Genomic DNA, 18280 nt, shown 5'->3' on the forward strand with positions numbered 1-18280 from the left:
ATTTTGGTGCCATAGCTCAGTTGGTAGAGCAAAGGACTGAAAATCCTTGTGTCCCCGGTTCGATTCCTGGTGGCACCACCAAAGAAAGTACATAAATGCTTTTCACGCATGAAAACCCTTGAATTAGAGATAGTTCAAGGGTTCTTTTTTTACCCTCACTACGCATTCCGCTACATATTTGTGAAGTTGGATTTTGCCAATTCAGTGGCTTTTTTTAAGGCTTTTGAAAAAGCCATAAATATGCACCATACTTCATTGTTTTTCAACTGTTTGACAATTCCAATCTCCGGTGTGAAAAAGTAATTTTGCACACATGACCGGATGAAGTCGAAAAAGTGAAAGAAATTTAAAAATTCGGTATTTCCCATCGGGATAAAAAAAAGGAATCGAACCCGGGATACAAAAGGCAATTCGAACCTGAGAAAAATGGGATTTTTATGGCTTTTCCACAAGTCCCTCAAAAAAGCCACCGAATTTAACATTTCGCTCCATATCCTCATGCCATCCGGTTTTGACGAAACAATTGAATGTAACACCTCAAAAAACAAAAGTGATGAAACAAGGAACAATGAACATTCTGTTTTTCGTGCTTAAAACGAAATTGTTGAAAAACGGTGAGGCACCGGTATTGATGCGGATAACCATCAATGGAGACTATGACGATGTACGTATCCAAAGAAGCGTACCCCTGAACTTATGGAACGCCGCCAAAGGATGCAGTAAAGGCAGGGACAGGGCATCAGTGGCACTGAACGCCTATATTGCCGAACTGCACGCACGCGCCTTGGAAAAACACAAGGAACTGGTATTGGAACAGGCCCTGATTACCCCAAAACTGATTCTTAAACGTGTTTTCGGGAAAGACACCGAAATGCGTACACTGCTCGGCACCATGAGGGAAGGCATCAAGGAAATGGAAACACTGGCGGGTATAGACTACTCTCCCGTCACGATCAACCGGTATAAGAACGTGGTGAAGAAATTACAGCTGCTCATCCCCTCTTATTATGGAAAGGAGGATGTCACTTTCCATGAGCTGACACCGGAGTTCATCCGTGCGTTTGACATTTACCTGAAAACGGAGGCGGGACTGTGCCGGAACACGATAGTCCGTTATATGAAATGCTTCAAGAAATTTACCAATATGGCATTGGCAAAGGAATGGATGCGCAAGAATCCCTTTTACGGTTACAAGATGGAGCAGGACGAGACCGATCCGGTATTCCTGACCTACGACGAGTTGCAGACCGTAATGAAAAAGAAATTCACCATTCCACGGCTTGAACTGGTCAGGGATGTCTTTGTCTTTGCGTGCTTCACCGGTCTGGCATTCTCCGATGTTGCCAGTCTGAACAAAGAGAATCTGGTACAGGACAATCTCGGAGACTGGTGGATAAGAAAAGGAAGGGTCAAATTGGAACACCGTAGGAAGGCCTCTTCCATCAGCAATATTCCATTGCTGCCCGTACCCCTGGCCATATTGGAGAAATACAAGGAACATCCGACCTGCATTAAGAAAGGATGCTGTTTGCCCGTCATGTGCAACCAGAAGATGAACAGCTACCTCAAGGAAATAGCCGATTTCTGCGGCATTAAGAAGAATCTGACCACGCACGTTGCCCGTCACACTTTCGGGACTACGGTCACGCTTGCCAACAATGTGCCTCTTCAAGATGTTTCCGTCATGCTCGGCCATGCCTCCACACGTATGACACAGCATTATGCACGGGTCATGAACAGCAGCCTGAAAGAAGCAATGAACACCGTGAAGGAGCGTCTTGCACAATAAGTATACAAATCCAGTCATTAAGCCGTCCCCTAGGGATGGCTTTTTTTGTAATCTATAAATCACAATATCCTGCCGTCCTTTCAATTTCTTACCTGCAAATATAGCCATTTGTCGGGTTGATTGCGCAAGGCGGCCCCTTTCAGGGGCTGGTTGGCTAAAAGAAAATCATCCTCGCTTCGCTGCGGTATTTTCTTTTGCCAAGCCTTGCTCAATCCCCGACAAAGGACAGCCCGGCAAGTAAGAAAACGAAAATCCGGCTCCATGGAGCCGATCATGTCAAACTTAAAAAAATAAAGGTATGAACAGAAAGACGACAAGCAAAGGACAGCAGGAAGCCAATCCGGAAATGACGATGTTGGTTTATCGGGAAATGAGCTATCCTGCACGGGAAGTGCAAGGCAAAGATGGGAACTATCTGGTTTCCGTAGAAAGACTGGAACAGGAACTGCTGGATGGCATCAGAAGCCTTGATCCGGCAGCATTCGATTTGGACGAAGAAATCGCTTACTATTGTTCGGACGAAGAGATCCGCCTGTTGACGGACGATGAACTGGAAGAAATGATTTACGGCTGACATTTAAAAAAGTAATGATTATGAATGAAACAACAGCAAAGGTCTGCGAAGAGCAAGTAGCAGACCTTACCATAGAGAATGCACACAGGGTCACGATGATCCGGAAAAAAGGTACGGACTATCCCCCCGTACCGTTCCATTTCAGAAAGGAGCATCATGGAACGGGCAACTATGTACACCTGTACGAAAATCCGGAAGATCACAATGAATTGCATTCCAAGGACTTCAAAGACTGGGAAGCCGTAGCATTCAAACATCCTGCCTATTTGGATGATATGTGGAAACAGGCTTGCGACGCATACGCCTGGAGTTCCTTCAATCCGGAGATTCGCGGCGAGACGGACATCATGATTTACGGAGAGGAGCTGCACAACGACCTGCAACTCATGCCGGAAGAGGAACGGGATACATACATCGCCGCCTACCGGCAGAAGTTGTCCGCCCAGCTCTCGGTCCTCTCCCGCTGTGCCAACCCGATGGTGACGGGACGGAGCGGATTTGATTACTACAGGCAGGAAAAAACGAACAGAAGCTATCAGAACCGTTACGAAGAATTCCGCAATTGGCGGAAAAAAGTTCTTGAAACCGTCAGACGGAAAAAGGAAGCCGCACGACCGGAGGAAGAGAAACAGGAAAAGGCATGGCAGACGCTCAAACGCGACATCAAGAGCAGTGCCGATACCATCCACGGGATTGATACCGGACAATGCCGGGGCTATAGCCGTGCCCTGTTTGTCAGCAGCATCCTGAACAAGGTATCCACCCTGGCCAATCACGGGGAAGTGGAAATCGTCCGTAGGGCCGTGGACTTCATTTCCGAATATAACGCAAGGGTGAAGAAACCCGTCATCACACCGAGAAACAAATTCTTCCAATTGCCGGAACTGGCGGAACGGATGCGCGAAAAGCTGAAAGCGATGCAAAGCCGGGAAAACAAGGAAGTGCCGTTCGAGGGCGGGACACTTGTATGGAACTATGGGGAAGACCGCCTTCAGATCCTGTTTGACAGGATTCCCGAAGACAGCAGACGAAAGGAACTGAAATCCTCCGGATTCCGCTGGTCACCCAAAAACAAGGCATGGCAACGGCAGCTTACCTCCAATGCCCTCGGTGCCGCAAAAAGATTGTTGGACCTTCAAAACATCTGAGCCATGAAAAACGACAATTTGAGATTCATCATTGATTCACGTTGCTTTGACGGCAGTTGCGTGACCGTCATGTCTGATGGGATACATAGTGATTATGGTCACGAAACACTGGAAGAATTGAGGGACAGGGAAAATAACCCCAGCCTCATTGCCGTGCCCGGAAATACCGTCCGCAAGATGATACGCATCCACCTGCAGTCTCTCTGCGCCCCGTTCTGTGAAATTACGGAAGAGGACTATTTTGACTATATGGACACCCAGCCACCCATCCGGCACACCCGGAATTTCTTTTTCATGAGCGAGCCGTATCATGCCGGCATTCACCGGTTCTGCTTCCGGATAGACGGACGGTATTTTACGGGGCTGCGTTCCGTGAACACACCAAGAAAGGATTTGGAACAGCAAATGGACAGACATTACCGGAAGGTCACATTCAAAGGCGGCATCCTCAAAGAAAAACCAATGGGAATATTTGACCATACACGGCATAGTTTCACAGTTATAGTCCCATATCTGTTCCTTGACAAAAATGGAGAGAAGAAATTCATCTGCAACCTGGTGAAAGGTACGGACGAATCCTCCGGCAAGGATGCAAGACAGGAAACAGCCAGGGTTCTCCAAAGCTTGCGCCGCCATCATTTCCTCTACTTTTCCGGCTATGAGGGAAACGACGATATGGGCAGATTCCTGGAAAGAGTGGTGCAAAACAGACATACCCTGTCAGCAAACGGGGATTTTCTGCAATATCCCACCAACCGAGAGTCTGTGTCTTTCGCCGGAACGGTCAAAGAAACAGGGGAAAAGTTCTTTTACCGCATCTACGACCTGGAACTATTCCATTACCTGCTGTACAAGCTGCGGAGCATCAGAATGGAAAAGAAGGAAGTGCAGGCTTGAATCAGTATGCAGGATGGGTTCCCGGCAGGGTTTCCATCCTGCACATGTATCAGAAATCCAACAAAAAAACGCAATATGAACCATACAGACTTTTACGCCCGGATAAGGGCTATCAAAGAAATGGAATACAGGGAATTGTATGCAGCCATAGAACTGCATGGAGCTTCCTATGAATGGAACAGCAATGATGGGGAATGCCCCGTCATTGCTGTCAATACAGGCAGCGTACAACCGGCTCCGGCTGATGTGCTGATTTGCAGGGTTACCATGGAGAACGGCAACTTGCGCCTCTATGGTGTGGAGAATGAATACGGGAATGAGGTAAACTTCCAGCCGGATGAAGCCTTTGCCGGACATCTGTCATATATCATAGATTGTTTGCCGCCCGTCAACGGAGTGGATGATGTGACAACATTAAAGACAGAGGAGGAAGCGGTATGAAGAAGGAAAAACAATCCTGGACGGACTATGTTCCTCATTCGGTCAGCCTCTATTACGTGGACTACCGGGAGAATTTGGACAGCCATGATGATTTGCAGGAGCAGTGCATCCGTCGGAACAGTCTCGGTCCGTTGGAAGAACAAATCCTGGAGTGGTATGCCGATCAGGAACATGACAACCTGCAAGGGTATCTCTCGGAGATACGGAATGAGATGGAAGCGGACGGGAAATCCGCCGAATATATCCGACATGAGGAGAAGATAAAAGACCTGCTTTACGAACGGAACAATACCGATCCGGCAGAAGAACTGATAGACAATTCCGCTGTAACCAATATGTTCTACTCCCTTGGAGTCGAAATCGAGGGCTATGTGTACGGAGGCTGTGGGCGCGGAGAATCCGAAACGGTCTCTCTTCGTAAAATCAGACGAGCGCTTCAACTGAAGGAAGGGCTGTTTACCGATGAACTCCATGAACTTCTGGTCAATGCTCCGTACGGTGGCGAACTCCGCATCTATTTCAATGCCATATTCTCCAGACTGATTACGGGAGATACTTCACATGATTTCAAGCGCATCCGATTCTATGGAGGTGTCATTGTTGCTATTGTAGACAGCCGGAATGGTGCGGGGTATCATGTAAGTCTTCAGACTGACATCACCCTTCCGTTCTACAGGGACAATCTTTTTGTGGATTCTCAGGTACATTATTCCTATGCGAATGAAATTTGCGGGTTGTTGAACAGCTGGTGTGATTCCACCCGTTGGGAAACCGGAATGATGCCTCTGGAAGCCACTTTGCAGAAGAGTCACATAAATGAATATCAGAAGCAGGAAGCTCTTTATGAAAAAAGGTTTCGGGAAGGCGGATGTACTTTTGGAGACATGAACCATAAACGTCACAGAGATACCTATTATATAAACAGCTTCCCATGCGGTACCAAATGTCCGCATTGCGGCACGTTTTGGATTGACTGAAAACAGACGAGTCTTTTACACATCTTGAAAATGAATAAAACTATGGATAATCAAAGAACAAAGATGCTGGGTGAGAACCTGACGCACTACAGAAATCTTCAGGAGAACGGCTCTGTAAACCTGATTGAATTTCACACAACCGACAACCGGAAATTCGGCATCGGAAATCCGGATGCCATCAAGCTGTTGCTCTCGGCAGCCGTTACCGAACTGGAACGCCAGCTCCATATAGCGCAGTCCGGAGGTTTACCGGAACGGTTGGAACAAAGCCGGGAGTATAAGGCGGCAAAGGCACTGGAACAGGCACTGAATGATACGGGATTCAGTCCCGAACGTTTTGCAGAGACACTCCCGTTTTTCCATAAGACCTTGGAACAGACATTTTTCAAAACAATAAAGGCATGTATTATCGCCATGGCAAAACGTGAGTCGTGCCGGATTGACAGCCGAAATCAAGCGTCTTACGAAATGTGCCGGATGCTCGCGCCCATGCTGGAAGATACCGACTTACCCTTTATTTGACGACATGGAATTCAAGTATGACCGAAAAGCGGACTCCAGTGCTGAAAAGCCGGAGTTCGCTTTTTCATTGTTTAACAGATAAAACACCAAAGTTATGAAAATCCTGAATGAAGAACATTTCGAGAACGTAAAGCGCTATGCCGAATCCATTGGTGACACCTCACTTCAAAAGTGCTTGGAACGGTTGAAGAGTTGGGAAGGGAATCCTGACTATCCCAGTGAGATTTCACTCTACTATGACCATGCCCCATACTCGTTCGGCTTTACCCAGCATTATGCTGATGGAAGAATAGGTATCGTAGGAGGTCTGCTCTATCACGGAATACCGGACAAATCATTTGCCGTGACATTGCAGCCGTTCCACGGATGGCAGATACATACCTGAAAAACATGAAACTTGACAATGACCGAAAAGCAGACTTCAGAACAGAGAATCCGAGGTCTGCTTTTTCATTTCTTGCTGTAAAGATAGCCGTTTTCCGGGCTGATTGTGCAAGGCGGCCCCTTTCAGGGGCTGGGTTGGCTGAAAGAAAATCATCCTCGCTTCGCTGCGGTATTTTCTTTCGCCAAGCCTTGCCGCAATCCCCGGAAAACAGACTGGAAAGACATCAAGAAATAAAAATGCCTACCCATGTAGGCCGATGTTTTACTTAAAAAAGAACAGATATGGAAACACTGGATTATAACCAGCTGCTGCTTGTCTCCCTGTGGCAATACAACCACCACGGGGATGAAGGGCTGACTCCTGCACTTTTCGAGGAAACGTTCGGAAAGGTCTATGGAAGTCACTATTACGAAAAATGGACCGGCTACTTCAATCGGAATCTCTGGGACATGATTGCCTATTTCAGAAGCGAGAAGGAGAACGGACAGAAGTTCTGCGACATGGTTACCCGTCAGGTCAAATTGTATCAACAAAAACGATCTCAATATGAAGTACGGTAATTTTTATGACCTGGAAAGTCTGACTCTGCTCAACAGGCATGAAGGGTGTGCCTGCTCCATAAAGGAATGTGATGTAGAGAAGGTGAACCGGCTGATTTCAAGGATGCGGGAGGACAGGGAAAGAGTCGGTTTACCGACTGCAGGAGACGTTATCACTTATATCACCCGTGGCGGTGACTATTATCCGCAGGCACACATTGAAAGGGGCGATGACCGGGAAGTTCATATCTGCCTTCTCCCACAGACACCTTTTTGCCATGAAAATGAAAAGTGTACCGGTTACAATACCGAAGGAGGCCCTTGGGTTACAACCGGTCCGGAATTGCTGATTCCCGATGGCATACGCAGCAAACAGTTCCGGATGTGGGGGCATACCGGAAGGCACAGGAACGGTGCCGTCCTCTTCCACACATTCGTCAGGGCATGGAAATACACGGAACCCGATCCTCTGTACGAAAAGTACACCACAAAAGAATGGACGAGATACCTCATCGAGTGTCAGCCGGATATTGAACCGGCTGATGCCTTTGTCTATCGGAATGAGGCATTCACCCTTTACTCGCGGGAAGAACTGGAACGGCTGGTCGGGATTCTGCACGGAAAGCTTTTCAACGGATTCCGTCCCGGTCTGTTCATACTCTGGGCATACCGTATGGAATGGAAGGAACTTCCCGCATGGGAATGGAACATGCTGAAAGCGGACACCCATCTCTCTTTCCTTGGCATTTCTCCCGTCAGGATACAGACTGACCACAAAAGACATATAGTAACAATCTATAAAAAATCAGAGTAATATGGTACCATACAACACACCGCAGACGATACGTCCGCTTGAGAAAATGGTCTGTGATTTCGCCTATTCGAACGGCTACGATCCGATATCCGTTTTCAACGATTTCCTGCGTTATGTCATTCACGGGTTCTCTCCCGGCGCACCGCCCCTTATGGACTGGAAATACAAACGGCAGCAGAACAGGCATTTTATGGAAATGCTTACCGGATGGATACGGCTCATGCAGCGGGAATTGCAATCCGGCGGATGGTTTGATGCGTTCGGTGACCTCTTCATGGCAATATCCTCCAAAAGCGGTCGGCAGGTGAACGGACAGTTCTTCACTCCGCCGGATATCTGCGACCTGATGGTCTTATGTACCGATTCGGGGGAGACAGCGACAGGGAAACGTATCTGTGACCCGACATGCGGAAGCGGAAGGCTGCTGCTGGCATATCATGTACGCCACCTGGGTAATTATCTGGTTGCAGAGGATGTCAGCCGTACCTGTTGCCTGATGACCGTTTGCAACATGCTCGTACATGGCTGCATAGGTGAGGTCATCCACCATGACAGCCTCTGCCCCGAAAACTTCATGGACGGCTGGATGGTAAACCATACACTGACCCAGACGGGCATTCCCTCCATTCGCCGGATGAGTGAGGAGGAATATCGGACAAGCAGGAACATGTCCGTTGACCTGCTCAGAAAGCGGAAAGAGAAATTGCGCCAAATGCAGCCTGGCAAGAAACAATTGCCATATAAACAACAAAATTTATAAACAATAAACCGAATGATTATGAAACTGAATGTTAGCAACGAATTGAAATCCCGCCTGATGCATGCGGCGGAAAACGGAAGTGTGATAGCCAAAGATATCCTTTCGGAAGTAAAAAAGAACGTACCGGTGGAAGAAGTCATACGGGGGTCCTACAATTTTTTCTCCACCAAACGCAAACGGACGGAAGCCGGCACGTTCAAGAAAATCCGGATCGTGTTCACGGCATGCAACAAAGACTTGGGCCATCCCAATTTCCCGGACCGGAACAATCCGCAGGCGCCCTGGTTTCCGGAGAACCGGACAGATCTGGAACCGTCCACGTTTATCGAGCTGTTCAAAAATCTGGGACCGTACCAGCCCGATGAAATCAACTATTTCTGCAGCGCCATCTCACTGGACAGCAAGGTCACAATCAGACTGCATGACAGTATGAACGATTTTATGGAGGCTTATCTGGAAAGCAACTACAGTCCCATATCTGACGGTAGCGAATCCAGCCTGCACAACTCCTGTATGAGATATGAAGACAAGGCCCGTAATGCAGCGGATTTCTATGCCAATTTCGCAGGAGCCAAAATACTCGTGGCAAGGGATGACAGCAGCAATGTGGTCGGACGGGCCATTGTATGGAACGAGATAACATTGTGGAAATCAATAAACACACCGATTGCCGCCTCCCTGCTGGATCGTATCTATTCCTCACACGCATTCGTCATCGAACTGATCCGCAAGCAGGCGCAGGAGGCAGGCATCCTGTTGCGACGCAGATACAACGATTATACACATACGACGGATTTCACCGTACTGAATCCCATTGAGGGGCAGGAATGGGCGGCCGGAGATAATATACAGGTTTCTTTGACGGTGAAAGTGCCCGCCTGCAGGTGGCACAAGAAAGGGGTGCCTTACCTCGACACGTTCTACAGCCTCCATCTGACGGACGGTAACCTGGAACTGAGAAATACGGAGGGCGACACGAGCATAGCCACCTGCCGGAGCACGGAAGGGTGTGCAAACAGGAAAAAATATGTATGTCCCAAATGCGGGAAGATACATATCTTCCCGGATGCGGCATTCTGCAAGAACTGTCAGGATATGTACTATGTATCTACCGTATTTGGGAAAGTCCTGAAAGGATTATCAGTGGAATATAAAGGAAAGAAATATCCGTCTTTTCTCTTTCGTAAAGGGCGTCCCGTACCGGAATTCAGACGATACCTGCAAATCGAAAAATTGTTCATTTCCTAAAATATCATTATCATGGAAAAACTAATGGCTCTTTACGGCATTTCTTCCCCCTCCGGCAGAGAGGGGAAGATGGCTAAATTCATCATAGAGGAACTCAAAAAGATGGAGATTCCTTTCCGGCAAGACAGGTACGGAAACATCTATGCGGTCAAAGGCAACCGGGAAAGCTACCCCTGTGTCGTGGCGCACATGGATGAGGTACACCGGCGCAAGACAGGCTCTTATGCAGCCCATCTTGTGGCGGACTCGATGATTGTCGGCTATGATCACAAGCGTAAACGGATGACCGGAATCGGTGCGGATGACAAGAACGGCATCTGGATCTGCCTGAAATGCCTGGAGGATTGCAAGACGGTGAAATGTGCCTTCTTCGTACAGGAGGAGGTGGGATGCATAGGCAGCAGCCATGCCGATATGTCCTTCTTTTCCGATTGCCGTTTCGTGATTCAGTGTGACCGGAAAGGGAACGGGGATATGGTAACACAAATCAATGGGATGAAGCTCTGCTCCAACGAGTTCATTTCAGCTATAGATGTCCGGAAGTACGGCTACAAGCCGGCACAGGGACTGAATACAGATGTGGCGGCTTTGAAAAGAAACGGTCTGGAAGTATCCTGTATCAATCTTTCCTGTGGATATTACGAACCTCATACGGACAACGAATATACCGTCGTGGCTGATCTTTGCAAGTGTTACCGCTTTGTCCGGCATATCATCTGCTGCCACAAGGGAACCAGCATGCATATACCGGAAGCGGGAAAAAAAACTTTCCCCGGATATTATGAACTGTTCGGGCTGACCGGATATAGCGAAGAGGATTATATCCGTTTGTCAGAAGAAAAATACATGGGACATACTAAAACAACCAAGACAAGCTCTAAGAATAAATTCTGATTCATCAACATTAAAAACATAGTATTATGGAAACAACAGTAATGCCGGCAGCTGCATCGGTACAGAAGCAGCAGGGCCTCAACCAGGTAGTCATTAACAAGGTACAGCGGATGATAGAAAGCAGGCAAGGCGGTGTCATGGACACCATCAACCGTCTGCTCAGCGAGGGACGGATCGCGCAGGATTTCATCGCTCCCATCGGGGTAAGCCAACGTAGCAAGGAACGCCCCGTTATCTCTTTCAAAGCGGAAGGAAGGGTACAGATGGCAATGCCCGAAGGGAACTTCAACCTGCACGGCAATGCCATAAGCCAGATTTCGGAGAAGATGGGCATTCCCGCCAAATACCTGCGCGAGCTTTCCGCCGGGGATGTTTGGCAGAAACAGTTGTGCGCCACCATCCTGAACGAGCATTCGGGATGGACCGAGCGTACACGGGTACTGATACGGGCGGTAGGAATGGAAGTCCGGGGCGTATTGTCGGACTCCTACCGTCGGCTGAACTCGGTGGATATCCTGACCGCTTTCATCCGTGAGGCGGGAGGACAGGGAGCGGTCGTGTCCGATGCCTATATGAACGACACGAAAGTATGGTGTGAGACAATCCTGCCCACTCCGATAGAGATACCCACCCGTAAGAACGGAACGGTCATCATCTTCGCAGGAGCACGCTTCTCCACATCCGACTATGGCAACGGATCGGTCGAAATGCGGTCGTTCCTGCTCAACGGGGCGTGCCTGAACGGGATGGTCAGGGAGTCCGTCATGCGGCAGATACACCTTGGAGGCCGACTGCCGGAATCCCTGTCCCTCTCCCAAAAGACCTACGAACTGGACACGCAGACCACCGTATCGGCTGTTTCCGACCTGACCAAAGGACTGTACAGCAAAGACACCATCATGCAGAAGGCCATCGAAATTCAAGGAGCATCGGAAATAGACGTGGATTTCGACAAGGAACTGAAGAATCTGGTGCAGAAAGGAGCCTTGTTGAAAAATGAGGGACGTGAGGTCGAGAAACTGCTGATGAACAACAATCCTGACGACGGAGTTACAGGCGGGGCCACGCTATGGAAACTGACACAGGGAATCACCGCCTTTGCAAGGGAACAGCAGCCGGAACGCTGCCGGGAACTGCATGAAATTTCGGGACAGCTGATGAACCGGGTAAAGATAAATTAAGAGAATAACAACCGAATTGTATGACAAGGGCGGCCGTGAGTCGCCCGTAAAGCAGAAGAACAATGGGAAATAATATAGTGTGCAGCAGATGCGGATCGGCCAATGTAAGGTGTGAGGCAATGGTAAACCCCAACACAAAAGGGTTCGACCACTTCACGGACGAAGCTTTTTATTACGGGTGGTGCGAAAACTGCGGATTGGGAGTTGCCCTGACCGACAAGGAGGAAATCCGGAACGAAATTTTGGAGAAATACCACAGGTTCAAGAAAGAGAATGCTTGTGAGCCACATTACGCGAATTGCCGGATTGTCCAAAGGGACAGCGGTCAGGTCAAGGATGTAAGAATTATGCTTTCACCGGACACCGGTATGGCCGATGACGGTATTTTCTTTTACTGCCACACATTGGAAAGGCTTATTGGGCTGTCCGTTCCCGGCAGGGAAAGTTTCACCCTTACGGAATGTTTCGGTTTTGCCTTGCTGACAGACAGGGAAAAGATGGAACGGCAGGTATTTAAACATGAAGCGGACGGAAAGCCCGTTATCGTAACAGGCAGGGAAGTGCTGCTTTTCTATGGGGAGCACTATGGTATAAGACCGGAAGAATTGAAGCAATACGCAACGGAGTATTGCTGCCATATCAAACATTACAGGGAATATGGATATCCGTTGCTGGACAGGTCCCTCGTGAAAAAAATGCTGGAGGAAGAGGAACGGATTACAAAAGGGGAAACACGGTCATTCACCCTGCGGATACACTTTCCTTGGCATGTGAAAATCACCAAAGAGGATAATCCTGAATATGCCCCATACAGATATACCTTGAATGCCTATTGCCTGGACAATCCGCAATGTTTTAACCGCAGATACACCACTTTGGAGAAAGCCTTGCTCCATTGTCTGAATGGATTCAATGAAAATGCCGCAATCAAAGACCGGTATCGTTCAATAGGGGAATACTTGCTGCAAAAGTAAGAACAGCAGACAAATACATCTTAAAACAGAAACGTCACAAGGTGATGTATATCACATCATACCTGTGGCGTTTCCGTTTTAGCCACTTCCCGGTTCTTGATTCTGCCCGCTTTGGGAATATGCATCTAATATGGCAATTGGAGTCATTCTGCCCAAGGGACTTTTATGTTTCATGTGCCCTATGACATAAATACAGATCTTTAGTCATGCACATTCCGATGTTCCATCTGTTTCCTGTTACGGTATTCAAGGTTTATTGTGGAATGGAACTTTACAATCCCCTGTTAGGGATATGTTCATGCCGGACAAATAAAAAAGGTTCGGTCGTCTCGTAACAACCAAACCTTTATCAGCAAGCAATCTACGGAATATAGAACAGTTCAAACTCCTCTTTTCTTCTTCTCTCTATGCTTGGAATGACTTTCCCCCGATAACAGCGGAACGATACATATTCCCTGTAAATATCCCGGTTGCCGCTGTCCAGTTTCTGAATCAGTTTGCTTTTAGGTATCTTGCCGTTGCCGATCAGACGGTAACAGCCTACATTAAAGCCTAACAGACTTAAAAGGAGCGAGTCTTTCCCATATTTTCGGAATACCTTCAAACACCGTTCAAGGTCGCATCTCAAAAGTGAGTCTGCCTGTGCCTCACTCAGGTTCTCGGTCAGCGTTTCATGGGGAAGCAGGCGGTGTCCGTAACCGATGTAAGGCATTTTCCCCCGGTGCCAGCCTTCCCACCGCTTAATGCAGGCTACCGCCTTATCTTTGTCAGACGGGGGATTTTCCGCCTTGCCGTACAAGACAAGTAACAGAAAGATCATAACAGCCGGTATTCTTTTCATGCAGCCTCCTTGTTATTTTCTTCATCCGTATCCTTTCCATTAAAATCATATGTCAATTGTTGCAGATTCCCCCAATTATCTTCAAGATAGAGGTCTATGGTCTGGGATTCCTTGCCGCTTTGCGAAGTATAGTAAAGACGGAATTTCCATTCGTTCAGCAGATAACGGTCATTGGGCTTCAGTACCGTGCCGTCCTCCATCTTCAGACTGCCCTTGCCGTCCGGCTGGAAATACCTTAGCGTATAGACGGTTCCGGCAAAGTTCCCTTCCGGCTTGATTTCCAGCCGGATTTCCACAGTCTCCCCATCGGTAATCTCATCCGCTACCGGCATGGTTTCTACCGTAAACGGGTATTCCTGTCTGATATCCAGCTCATTGTCACAAGCGACAAGACCAAGAAAGGAGAATGCCATACAGCAGGCTGTCAGCATAAAATCAAGGATTTTTCTTTTCATGGGTATGTATTCTTTTAAGGTTAGAAAATGTATTTTACTCCGATTCCATACTGGAAGTGGCAGATCCCCGAAGCACTGCCCCACACGAAACGCTCACGCAGACGCACCAGCAGGACAACCCTGTCGGACAGGTATCCTTCCGCTTCCAGCGTTACCGCACCGCCATAGATGAAAGACTCGCATTGCTGCAAAACGGCTCCGTCATCCAGCAGCCGGTCTCCTTCGTTCACGGTCTCATAGCCCAACAGGGCGGAAGCGCCGAGGTTCAGGAAGAAGGACTTGCCGGGGGTGGAAAAGAACGTATGGTAATAACCGCCTTCCCCCGTATATTGCGACAAGGGTATATGCGTACTCCGGTAAGGGATGTTACGTTTCAGCATCTCACCGCCAAACATCCACTGGTTTCCGTTCCCGGTACAGGTGGATACAGCCAGCGAGAAGGCATAGCCTGCATCGTGACGGTTTGCCCGGCTGTAAAATCCGTCGGCCATTTCAGTGGTGAAGCGGACGGCTTTCATTCCCGGCAGGCGGCGTTGGGCTTCTGCCTGCCCCGTAAAGAGGGCAAGCAGGAGGATAATAAAGAGGAAGTTTCTTTTCATGGCGTTCATCTGACTTTCAGTTCATTGACGGTTTCTGCGCGTACCAGGTCCTCATTCTCCACATCAAAGGACTGATGCCGGCCGCCTTGCTTCTCATACATTTCCACTATCAGCTTCTTGTCGTCAGGAATGGTGAACTTGGGCAGGGCAAACACCGTCCGCTCGTTCTTCTTTCCGTCCACACGGGTCACATAGTTGAAGGCACGAAGCGGATAGATGACCTGTTCCTGCATGGCGGTACGTTTCATGATTTTCTTGTCCACGATCTTGAAGGTCACGAAGTCCACATCGAAAGGCACGTTCGTGGCGTTCTTCACTTCGGTATGGAAATAGATCAGTTCGCCGTGCGCATAAAGTCCTTTAAGCAGATATTGCACTCCGAACCGTTTGCAGCCGATGTGCTTGACCTTGCGTTTGTTCTGTTCATACACGGATTTCATGATCAGCCGTACCAGACGGGGAGACTCCCCGGCGAGTTCCTGCAAGTAGATTTCCATTGCATTGTTCGGACGGTTCACGGCCTCTCCGTCATGGATGAAGTCGCACATTTCCACATTCAGCAGCAAAGGCTCGTCGGCATACTTGACGTTGAATGTATAGAAGTTGCCGTCTTCGGTAATTACGCTCATGTTTGTCTCGCTCCGGAAATGTTTCCGGGTTGCCTTCACACGGATCACATTTTCCGCACCGTCCGCCTTGCCCGCTATCAGATTGGGCGAACCCAGGTCCACATATCTCACGGGAGAGGGAAAAATAATATGTACGGTCTTGTCATATGTGATTTCCAGACCGTGCGGGGGAATCATCCGGCTGAATCCGATCTTGCGGCTCAGTCCTTCATAATAATCCCCGCTGCTCTGCTGCGCGTATGCAGCCACTGTGCCCGCAATCAGGGCAAGCATCATCAGAATCTTCTTCATGTGTGTTTCTTGGTTGATTGGTGAATAAATGGTTGATTTCCTTTCCTCCTTCATTTTTCAGGAGAATGCAGCAACAGCCGGTGCCCGGCCTTCAGGGTGATTTTCACCGTGCTCATCTTCTTGCCCACATATTGTGACATACCCTGTATCACCCCCTTGCCCACATCCGAGGCAATCTGCGCTCCGGCATCCGTTGAGATATTGATGCTGCTTCCTATAGAGGTGCCCATGCCGGCGGCAATCTCACGTGCGGCATCATACTCCATCGAGTTCGGTACAAGGATTCCCTGCTGCCCGTCAGCGTCATACACTTCGAGTTCCACCGGAAACAGCGTGCCCCTGTACTCCACTGTCTCGATCAGGATTCCCATCCGTTCCCCCTCGACACGTGTGCCGCCGACCAGTACCGTACCTTTGGGGATAAGGAGATCGTCCACTGCCATCGGCTCAAGCAGGCGGATACGCAGTGCCTGTCCGTCAGATACGGTCTGCGTGCCATGCACACAGGCGGCGATGGTGTTCCTGCCGGAAGATGGCATTTTGCCTACCGGGGTGTGGAAGCCGGTATTTCTCTCGCCTGCATATCCGGAAGCAATGTCTTCATTGCCTGCAGGCTGGGCCAGTGATGACACCATCCGGTTCTGTACCCGTTTTACAGGCCGGACAGCCGTCCGTTCTTTCCGGCTGTTTGGGGCATTGGCCGTAGAGGAAGCATCCGGCTCTTTCCCGTTGTAGCGGGCAGCCAGCTCGTAGGACTTTTCCAGCAGAGCCATCTTTTCTTCCAGGGTCTGGCCTTCCGCCTGTTCTTCCGCCGGCTTCCTTTCTTTTTCCAGATCCTCAATACGGCGGAGCAGATCGGCATTTGGCTGATTTTCATTCCGGGTATATACAGTGCCCAGCGAACGGTTCATATTCCGGTAGGCTTCTGCAGAGGAACGGATGGAGCCGGGGGCTTTCCCCTTTTCCGGTTCCGGCGGAAGTTCCATGTTTGCTTTTCCTGCGGTAAGACCGGCAGTATCCTGACCGTCCTTGTTGAGCAATTCGGACATTTCCTGGAAGGTTCCCCTGCGCCATTTTTCCTTTTTTGCCAGTGCTTCCTGCTCGTAGGCGCTTACCTTGTTGCCCTCCATTTCCGAATCTTCCGGTGAAGGCATCTCCACGTTGAACCCCCTGCCTTTTTCCATTTCCGCCTTCTCCTTTTCCGACGGGCTGAATACCAGCAGGAGGAACCCCATGCACAGCAGGCAGAAAAACGGATAGACAATATACTTTGCGCGCCGGCGCTTCTCTTCGGGAGTCAGCGGCTTGTCATTTGACACTCCGAGCCGTTCCCTGATTTTCTGAAAGTCCATTTTCATGTTTATGGATGTTTGAATGAATGTTTCTTGTTCTTTCCGGCCGGAACACGACGGAACGGATATGTCCCATTGCCGGTCTTTGGCCCGGCTCCCCGAAACGGGATACACAGGAGAGAATCGAGTACAGGCAGGAGGCAGCGAGCAGGAACGAGGCCGTGCCTGCCAGAAGGATGCGCTGCTTTCCTGTCAGCCGCCGGCAGAACAGCCGTACCCGGCTGTCCGCATGGCCGAAGAATCCGCGTTTTCCCCTCATCGTTCCGCACTTCTTATGTCCTTATTCTCCAGCACGGTAAACTGCTCGATAATGAATCCGTTGGGATTGTCATCCGAACGTCCTGTGTTTTGAAGCGAGCAGGAAGTTACTAGGCTGCGCTCGGTCACGTTGCTTTCACGGATAATCAGCTGCCGGGCGTATGTCCGCACCTTGTAAGGGTAGGCGGCAAAGTCGCACACCACGCTGTCCACATGCACCACCTGGTTGATGTTGCCTGAAATCAGGCGGTTGTAATACCCTCTTTCGGCAAAATCCACATAGTAGTGATAGGCACTCTTGTCTGCCAGTTGCAGGGCACGGTTGATATTGTGCTCGATGGCATCCTTCTGGGGTGAGAGCGAGAAAAACAGTTCGTGAAAGCGCCTTACATGTTCCCGCGCCTCGGCAGGCCTGTTCTGTGAGAGGTCCTGCGAAAGGGCCATCATCAGCGATTTGCCCCCGTCAAGCACATAGATTTTCTCGCGTTGCTTCTCGGCAAAGCGGTATGAGCTCCACAGCGCATATCCGGTAACGAGCGCACAGCAGCAGGCAAAGACCGCCAGCATCAGGCGGATGCGCTTGAAGCTGCTCTCAATGTTTGTCAATGACTTGAATTCCATTTTTTTTGATGTCTGGTTTGAATGAGTAAATATTTCCGGTATGACGGGACATCCCGTTCCGACAAGTCACCGGACCCGTCATCTTGGGTTG

23 protein-coding genes and 1 tRNA gene are annotated in these 18280 nt (G+C 49.2%); 16 read left to right on the forward strand and 8 right to left on the reverse strand.

Annotation, left to right across the window (positions count from 1 at the left end; genetic code table 11):
- Nucleotides 1-5 precede the first annotated feature (5 nt).
- A tRNA-Phe gene (locus BVU_RS03260) sits at nt 6-81 on the forward strand.
- A 472-nt stretch (nt 82-553) separates the two neighbouring features.
- On the forward strand, nt 554-1789 hold the full coding sequence (locus BVU_RS03270; RefSeq protein WP_011964845.1) for a site-specific integrase: 1236 nt from the start codon (nt 554-556) through the stop codon (nt 1787-1789).
- Between the two features lie 80 nt (nt 1790-1869).
- On the opposite strand, the gene BVU_RS03275 is transcribed toward BVU_RS03270, so the two are convergent.
- A complete protein-coding gene (locus BVU_RS03275) occupies nt 1870-2052 on the reverse strand; it encodes a hypothetical protein (RefSeq protein WP_229038421.1) in 183 nt (60 codons plus the stop codon).
- Between the two features lie 35 nt (nt 2053-2087).
- On the opposite strand from BVU_RS03275, the gene BVU_RS03280 reads away from it, so the two are divergent.
- The 14 genes from BVU_RS03280 to BVU_RS03350 all read left to right on the forward strand — a co-directional run bounded on the left by BVU_RS03280 (nt 2088) and on the right by BVU_RS03350 (nt 13143).
- The gene (locus BVU_RS03280; protein WP_007838828.1) at nt 2088-2363 is read left to right on the forward strand and encodes a hypothetical protein; all 276 of its coding nucleotides are present in this window, start codon (nt 2088-2090) and stop codon (nt 2361-2363) included.
- Nucleotides 2364-2383: 20 nt separating this feature from the next.
- Complete coding sequence (locus tag BVU_RS03285) at nt 2384-3511, forward strand: hypothetical protein (RefSeq protein ID WP_011964846.1); 1128 nt, start codon at nt 2384-2386, stop codon at nt 3509-3511.
- Nucleotides 3512-3514: 3 nt separating this feature from the next.
- Nucleotides 3515-4408, forward strand: coding sequence for a hypothetical protein (locus tag BVU_RS03290; protein ID WP_011964847.1), 894 nt, complete (start codon nt 3515-3517; stop codon nt 4406-4408).
- Nucleotides 4409-4483: 75 nt separating this feature from the next.
- Nucleotides 4484-4849, forward strand: a complete 366-nt coding sequence (locus tag BVU_RS03295) for a hypothetical protein (protein ID WP_011964848.1) — start codon at nt 4484-4486, stop codon at nt 4847-4849.
- Nucleotides 4846-5826 carry a hypothetical protein gene (locus BVU_RS03300; protein WP_011964849.1) on the forward strand — a complete coding sequence of 327 codons (981 nt, stop codon included), beginning with the start codon at nt 4846-4848 and terminating at the stop codon, nt 5824-5826. The genes BVU_RS03295 and BVU_RS03300 overlap by 4 nt, the downstream gene beginning before the upstream one ends.
- 42 nt (nt 5827-5868) lie before the next feature.
- Entirely contained in the window at nt 5869-6348 is a 480-nt protein-coding gene (locus tag BVU_RS03305; protein ID WP_011964850.1) for a hypothetical protein, read from the forward strand.
- A gap of 94 nt (nt 6349-6442) precedes the next feature.
- On the forward strand, nt 6443-6733 hold the full coding sequence (locus tag BVU_RS03310; protein ID WP_008777969.1) for a DUF4120 family protein: 291 nt from the start codon (nt 6443-6445) through the stop codon (nt 6731-6733).
- 281 nt (nt 6734-7014) lie between these two features.
- Nucleotides 7015-7293 carry a hypothetical protein gene (locus BVU_RS03320; RefSeq protein WP_032936852.1) on the forward strand — a complete coding sequence of 93 codons (279 nt, stop codon included), beginning with the start codon at nt 7015-7017 and terminating at the stop codon, nt 7291-7293.
- Nucleotides 7280-8086 carry a DUF4121 family protein gene (locus BVU_RS03325; protein WP_011964851.1) on the forward strand — a complete coding sequence of 269 codons (807 nt, stop codon included), beginning with the start codon at nt 7280-7282 and terminating at the stop codon, nt 8084-8086. Before BVU_RS03320 ends, BVU_RS03325 begins: the two co-directional genes overlap by 14 nt.
- Nucleotide 8087: 1 nt before the next feature.
- Nucleotides 8088-8846: an N-6 DNA methylase gene (locus BVU_RS03330; RefSeq protein ID WP_011964852.1), complete on the forward strand. Its 759-nt coding sequence runs from the start codon at nt 8088-8090 to the stop codon at nt 8844-8846.
- A gap of 12 nt (nt 8847-8858) precedes the next feature.
- A complete protein-coding gene (locus BVU_RS03335; RefSeq protein WP_041174400.1) occupies nt 8859-10094 on the forward strand; it encodes a hypothetical protein in 1236 nt (411 codons plus the stop codon).
- Between the two features lie 12 nt (nt 10095-10106).
- The gene (locus BVU_RS03340) at nt 10107-10988 is read left to right on the forward strand and encodes a hypothetical protein (RefSeq protein ID WP_011964854.1); all 882 of its coding nucleotides are present in this window, start codon (nt 10107-10109) and stop codon (nt 10986-10988) included.
- 26 nt (nt 10989-11014) lie between these two features.
- A complete protein-coding gene (locus BVU_RS03345) occupies nt 11015-12169 on the forward strand; it encodes a hypothetical protein (protein ID WP_011964855.1) in 1155 nt (384 codons plus the stop codon).
- A 119-nt stretch (nt 12170-12288) separates the two neighbouring features.
- On the forward strand, nt 12289-13143 hold the full coding sequence (locus BVU_RS03350) for a hypothetical protein (RefSeq protein WP_049764093.1): 855 nt from the start codon (nt 12289-12291) through the stop codon (nt 13141-13143).
- Between the two features lie 361 nt (nt 13144-13504).
- Here the strand turns inward: BVU_RS03350 and BVU_RS03355 are convergent, their stop codons facing one another.
- From BVU_RS03355 to traK, 7 genes are read right to left on the reverse strand one after another with little or no spacing between them, the layout of a single operon-like run.
- Complete coding sequence (locus BVU_RS03355) at nt 13505-13984, reverse strand: glycoside hydrolase family protein (RefSeq protein WP_007838806.1); 480 nt, start codon at nt 13982-13984, stop codon at nt 13505-13507.
- Nucleotides 13981-14439: a DUF3872 domain-containing protein gene (locus tag BVU_RS03360; RefSeq protein ID WP_004288765.1), complete on the reverse strand. Its 459-nt coding sequence runs from the start codon at nt 14437-14439 to the stop codon at nt 13981-13983. The genes BVU_RS03355 and BVU_RS03360 overlap by 4 nt, the downstream gene beginning before the upstream one ends.
- Before the next feature lie 20 nt (nt 14440-14459).
- Nucleotides 14460-15047: a conjugal transfer protein TraO gene (locus BVU_RS03365; protein ID WP_011964857.1), complete on the reverse strand. Its 588-nt coding sequence runs from the start codon at nt 15045-15047 to the stop codon at nt 14460-14462.
- On the reverse strand, nt 15044-15958 hold the full coding sequence (traN, locus tag BVU_RS03370) for a conjugative transposon protein TraN (RefSeq protein ID WP_008777983.1): 915 nt from the start codon (nt 15956-15958) through the stop codon (nt 15044-15046). The genes BVU_RS03365 and traN overlap by 4 nt, the downstream gene beginning before the upstream one ends.
- A 50-nt stretch (nt 15959-16008) precedes the next feature.
- On the reverse strand, nt 16009-17316 hold the full coding sequence (gene traM, locus BVU_RS03375) for a conjugative transposon protein TraM (protein WP_011964858.1): 1308 nt from the start codon (nt 17314-17316) through the stop codon (nt 16009-16011).
- Nucleotides 17267-17569: a hypothetical protein gene (locus tag BVU_RS21230; protein ID WP_005802644.1), complete on the reverse strand. Its 303-nt coding sequence runs from the start codon at nt 17567-17569 to the stop codon at nt 17267-17269. Before BVU_RS21230 ends, traM begins: the two co-directional genes overlap by 50 nt.
- Entirely contained in the window at nt 17566-18189 is a 624-nt protein-coding gene (traK, locus tag BVU_RS03380; RefSeq protein ID WP_004288760.1) for a conjugative transposon protein TraK, read from the reverse strand. The genes BVU_RS21230 and traK overlap by 4 nt, the downstream gene beginning before the upstream one ends.
- Nucleotides 18190-18280: the final 91 nt, after the last annotated feature.

Source organism: Phocaeicola vulgatus ATCC 8482 (assembly GCF_000012825.1).
In the GTDB taxonomy this organism is placed as follows: Bacteria; Bacteroidota; Bacteroidia; order Bacteroidales; family Bacteroidaceae; genus Phocaeicola; species Phocaeicola vulgatus.